The sequence below is a fragment of the Oerskovia sp. NPDC060287 genome (assembly GCF_042726775.1).
Classification (GTDB): Bacteria; Actinomycetota; Actinomycetes; order Actinomycetales; family Cellulomonadaceae; genus Oerskovia; species Oerskovia merdavium.
In genome coordinates, this window is the sequence record NZ_JBHXBO010000272.1 from 1 (window position 1) to 5,028 (window position 5,028).

At 70.2% G+C, this 5,028-nt stretch carries 4 protein-coding genes; 1 reads left to right on the plus strand and 3 read right to left on the minus strand.

Annotation, left to right across the window (positions count from 1 at the left end):
* The 3 genes from ACFWFR_RS17230 to ACFWFR_RS17240 form a co-directional block, all read right to left on the minus strand.
* On the minus strand, positions 1-1,653 hold a 1,653-nt coding region (locus ACFWFR_RS17230), incomplete at its 3' end, for a S8/S53 family peptidase (RefSeq protein ID WP_377623833.1).
* Positions 1,654-2,010: 357 nt separating this feature from the next.
* Entirely contained in the window at positions 2,011-2,508 is a 498-nt protein-coding gene (locus ACFWFR_RS17235; protein ID WP_377623834.1) for a hypothetical protein, read from the minus strand.
* Positions 2,505-3,149: an RNA polymerase sigma factor gene (locus tag ACFWFR_RS17240; protein ID WP_377623836.1), complete on the minus strand. Its 645-nt coding sequence runs from the start codon at positions 3,147-3,149 to the stop codon at positions 2,505-2,507. The genes ACFWFR_RS17235 and ACFWFR_RS17240 overlap by 4 nt, the downstream gene beginning before the upstream one ends.
* Before the next feature lie 478 nt (positions 3,150-3,627).
* Between ACFWFR_RS17240 and ACFWFR_RS17245 the strand changes: the two genes are divergently transcribed.
* Entirely contained in the window at positions 3,628-4,968 is a 1,341-nt protein-coding gene (locus tag ACFWFR_RS17245; protein WP_377623838.1) for a glycosyl hydrolase family 18 protein, read from the plus strand.
* Positions 4,969-5,028 lie beyond the last annotated feature (60 nt).

Below are 5,028 nucleotides of genomic sequence, written 5' to 3' on the forward strand. Positions count from 1 at the left end.
CCCCCGGACCGCGTCGCGGAACTGACCGGCCTCGCCGAAACCGATATCCGCACCGCGGCCACGATGATCGCCGAAGCCGGCGAGTGGATGTCGCTGTGGACGATGGGGCCGGCACCGCGCCGGTGCACCGTGAGGTTCTGGGGCCGTCGGTGCCGGGATGCCTGCCCTCAGCAGCGACGCAGCCAGCTCACCAGCGAGAACCGGTGCCGCGAAGGACGTCCCGCTCCAGACCGCGAAACCGCCTTGGAATCCCTCCGGGTCGATGGTCGCGCGGAAGCCCTCCGAGAAGAGTTCCTTCATGTACATGGAGGGCGCGATCACACCGTCCATGGTCACCGGGGCAGTGCTCACGAGGCCCGCCCCCGTGCGCAGACAGGTGACCCAGGTACCGTCGTTGCTGAAGAGCGACGTCGTGCCGTCCGGGTTCTTCGATCCGACGGCGATGAGTGGTGGCTCGTCCCAGCTGAGGTGCTGTCCGGCGAGCAGCGTCGGCGGCGTGGTCCGACGGTCGATGCGCGGTGCGAAGGCCGCAGGGTACGTCTCTCGCACCTGCCCGTCGTTGCCGCTCGACGACACGACGAGCACTCCGAACCGCCGCAGCGCCGACAGGACCATACCGAGAGGAGCGTCGAAGTCGGCGTCCTCGGGACGCTCGTGGTAATAGCCGAGCGACAGGACCGCGACGTCCACCGGTGCGTATCCGGGTACCCCGCTGAGTCCGAGGACGTGCCAGAGAAGCATGCGTCGGAGCGAGCGAAGGAGGTCCCGCTCCGGGATGATCCCTGAACCCCCGTAGACCCTGGGCGCGAGGATGACAGCGTCCGGGCAGAGCTGGTGCACGAGACCGGCCATGAACGTGCCGTGCCCGGCGACCGGGTCCAGCGGGCCCGTGAGGGGGTAGATCGACACTCCACCGTGCTCGGGGTCCTGGAAGTCGAACTCGGGGTCAGGGCACAGGCCGACAGGGACGCCGACGACCTGCGGGTCCCGCAGGACGATGCGCTCGTTGTCCGCGAGTGCTTCGACGCCTGGGACCAGCTCAGGATTCCACCACGGGTGCTTCCCGACGCCGGTGTCCATGAGCGCGACGACCGGTCGACGCTCCCCCTGCTGACCGGTGAACACCGTGTCACCGGCACGGATCGCTCGCCAGGGTGCGGCGCCGACCCAAGCCACGGGCTGGCGTCCGCCCGAGCCCGCGACCGCGTACTCGTCCATCCCCGCGAACGGGTGGCTAGCGGTCTTGGGGTGGCTCCCGGTCTTCGGGTGGCTCCCGGTCTTGGGGTGGCTCCCCGTCTTGGGCATTCCCTGGATGAACGGCTGCGTGTCCGAGAAGTCCCACGGCTGCGACATGGGCTGCCCACCGATCGAGCCGGGCACGATCACGTGGTCGAGCGAGACGAAGGCCCCGGCAGGCAAGGGCTGCTCGCGTTCGGCCGGACCGTCGCCTTCATCGAGGTCGATCCGCGCGTCCCGCAGGAGCGAGACGACGTCCCAGCCGTCGGGGAGCTCACCGTTGTCCTCACGCGCCAGCACGACAGTGGTACCGAACACCGTCCGCATCTCCTGAGCGACGGCCGGATCGAGCCCAGCCTCGACCGCGCGCTCGACGAGCTCCAGGTCCTCGTAGGTCTCAGGCTCGATCTCCACCACCAGGTGTCGATGCCTTGCGGCTCGTCGGAGCTGACGCAACCACCGCGGGTCCGGCTCGCCCTCCTCCGGCGCCGCGGCGTTGATCAGCAGTCGATCACCGACGTACCACGTCGGCTGCGGGGAGGCCTCGCGTCCGGTCCGGCGTGCCGTGACCGGGTCGAGCGCTCGCGTCCGCCACTGCAACCGCGCGGGGGTGTCCCCGTGCCAACCTCGTCGAGCGTTCCCGCTCTCCGTCGAGCTCGTGCTCACGTGCTCCTCCTCGAGTCGTACTGACCGAGCCCGTCCGCCGCCGCGCGACGCCGTGCTCGTGGCATGGGGCGCGGCGCCCCTCGACGGGGTCGCCGCGGGTGGGGTCGGCTAGAGCTCGATGACCGGGGTGCTCACTGCACCGTGGGAGGACGCGGCCGGCTGCACCACGAAGCTGGCGGGTCCGGGCTCGACCTCGTCGAACACGAAACGACCGTCCTCGTCGCTCAGGGTCTCGCTCACCCCGCCCGGGCGGTGCAGCACGACACGGAGCTCTGCGGCCGGAGCCGCCCACCCGTCGATGCGCACCTTGCCGTCCTCGGTGGGCGAGAGCGAGATCATCACCGTCACGGCCTCCGACGTGAACGTGATGGTCCGCGCCTCGACCGGCGGCGCCTCACCGCGGACGGACATCTCCGGTACGCGCACGTACTCGAGCTCCATGACCTCGGCCTCGAGGCCGGCCAACGTGATCGCGAAGAGCGACCTCTCGACGAGACCCTCGGGTACCGGGTCGAGCATCGCGCTGATCCGCGCGAGGTCCGCGAGGATCTCGAGGTCTGCCGTGTCCAACGGGTCGTCGGGGCTGTATCCGATCGGCGCGCTCATGATGTTTCCCATGTCCTGTCCCCCTGATCGCTTTCCATGATGTCGCGGAGCTTGGCCAGGCAGCGCCCGCGGTTGGATCCGATGCTGCCCACCGGCATGCCGATGGCGCTCGAGATGTACTTGTAGTCAGGGCGGTCCGCCAACGAGATCAGCCGGAGGAGCTGCTGGCAGCGGTCCGGCAGCTGGAGGACGGCGCGCCACAGGTGCCGGTCCCGCTCCCCCTCGAGGACCTGGGTCTCCGGGGTGGGGTCTGAGGACGGCAGCGCGCCGACGGGCCCGTCGAGCAGGTCGTCGGGAAGCTCGGTGCGGCGCTTCTGGTCGTCGCGCTGCTTGCGGACCACCTCCCACGCCCCGCGCTTGGCGGTCACGAGGAGCCACTTGAGCACCGCGTGCGGCTCCTGGATGGTGTGAGCGTTGCGCACGAGCGCCATCCAGGTGTTCTGGACCACGTCGTCAGCGTGCTCTCGGTCGGCACCCTGCGCCCGCGCCGTGTGCCACAGCAGCGGGGTCGCCTCCTTCACGAAGTCGGCCAGTGCCTGGTGCTTGCCCTCCCGATAGTCGAGGAGAGCAGCCGCGGCTCGATCGCCGAGGCTCACCTCCGGTTCGTCGACTTCCGGGACGTCCTCGGTGATCCGTGTCATGGCTGGGTGCGCCGTCTGCTCTCGGTCGTGCTCGGGTACTTCGGGGGAACCCGAGTCTAGAGGTGTTCGTGCAGGTGGGACAAGCATTTCCGCCATGGCAGCACCTCCCTCCGACCCGCTCTCGCGGCACTCTCGACGGACAGGCCGACTGGTCGTCGGACCTCCTCCTGCTGGGAGGGAGGGGGGTTCGTCGCGTTTGATACACGCTCGTGAGATCTTTCCCGAACGATCCCGCCGACACCTCGGGCGACCGCGCGGCCCCGGCCCCTGCTGCGCCGTCGGGCACGCTCGCGGAGCGTCTACGGGTACGCGACCCGTACGGGGATCCACGTACGGACCGCGCGCAGAGAGTCGTGGAATCCCTCATCACACGCGTGACCCGGGTCACGTACGGTCGGCCTGACCGACCACGACCGGTCCACTCCGACGGTCCCGGTGAGACGACGACGTCCCGGACCCCCTGCTAGAGGAGCTACACGTGAGAACCCTTCGCCACTCCGCCGACGGCACCCGCCGTCCGGCCCGTCTGCTCGCGGCGCTGACCGCCGCGACCGTCGCGCTCGGCGGCCTCGCGCTCGCCGGCACGAGCGCCCAGGCCGCACCGCTCCCCGCCGCCCAGCCCGCGACGGTCGCCGCCGCGGCCGCCCCCGGCCACCAGTGGCTCACGGGCTACTGGCACAACTTCAACAACGGCTCGGTCGTCATGCCGCTCAGCGACATCCCGGCCGCGTACAACCTCGTCGCGGTCGCGTTCGCCGACAACCTGACCGGCACGCCCGGTGGCATCACGTTCAACCTGTCGAGCGCGGAGCTGGGCGGGTACACGGTGCCGCAGTTCAAGGCCGACATCGCCGCGATCCGGGCCCAGGGCCGCAAGGTCATCCTGTCGGTCGGCGGCGAGAAGGGGAACGTGATCGTCTCCAACGCCACCGAGGCGAAGAACTTCGCCGACACCGCGTACGGCCTGATGCAGGAGTACGGGTTCGACGGCGTCGACATCGACCTCGAGCACGGCATCAACGCGACGTACATGTCGAGCGCACTGCACCAGCTCTCGGCCAAGGCCGGACCGAACCTCATCATCGCGATGGCGCCGCAGACCATCGACTACCAGGCCACCTCGATGGGGTACTACCAGCTCACGCTCGCGATCAAGGACATCCTGACGATCGTCAACACCCAGTACTACAACTCGGGCGCCATGATGGGCTGCAACCAGCAGGTCTACAGCCAGGGCAGCATCGACTTCCTCACCTCGCTCACGTGCATCCAGCTCGAGATGGGTCTGCGCCCCGATCAGGTCGGCATCGGGGTCCCCGCGGTCCAGGCCGCTGCCGGCGGCGGCTACCAGCCCATCGCCAACGTCATCAAGGCCGTCGACTGCCTCGAGACCGGGACAGGCTGCGGAACGTTCAAGCCGGCCACCCCGTACGGCAAGATCGGCGGCGTCATGACCTGGTCGATCAACTGGGACAAGAAGAACAACTACGCGCTCGCCACCGCGGTGGGCGCCCGCCTCGGCACCGGCTCGGGCGGCGGCGGCGGCACCGACCCGACCGGCGGCAGCACGGGCGGCAGCACGGGCGGCGACCCCACGGGCGGCAGCACCGGCGGCACCGACCCGACCGGCGGGACGACGGGCGGCACCACCGGCGGCTCGGGCACCTGCTCGGCCGCGGCCTGGGACGCCTCGAGCATCTACACCGGTGGCAACACCGTGGCGCACAACGGCCACACCTGGCAGGCCAAGTGGTGGACCCGCGGCGACGCCCCGGCCCCGAGCGACTGGGGCGTGTGGAAGGACCTCGGCGCCTGCTGAGCCCCGTCCCCCGGTGACGGCGGTACCGTCACCGTCACGGCCGAGCCGCCCGGCTCTCCT

Excerpts from the sequence above, each read along its gene's own strand:
- ACFWFR_RS17235 (WP_377623834.1), bottom strand. The coding sequence starts at position 2,508 with ATGAGCGCGCCGATCGGATACAGCCCCGACGACCCGTTGGACACGGCA.
- ACFWFR_RS17240 (WP_377623836.1), bottom strand. The coding sequence starts at position 3,149 with ATGACACGGATCACCGAGGACGTCCCGGAAGTCGACGAACCGGAGGTG.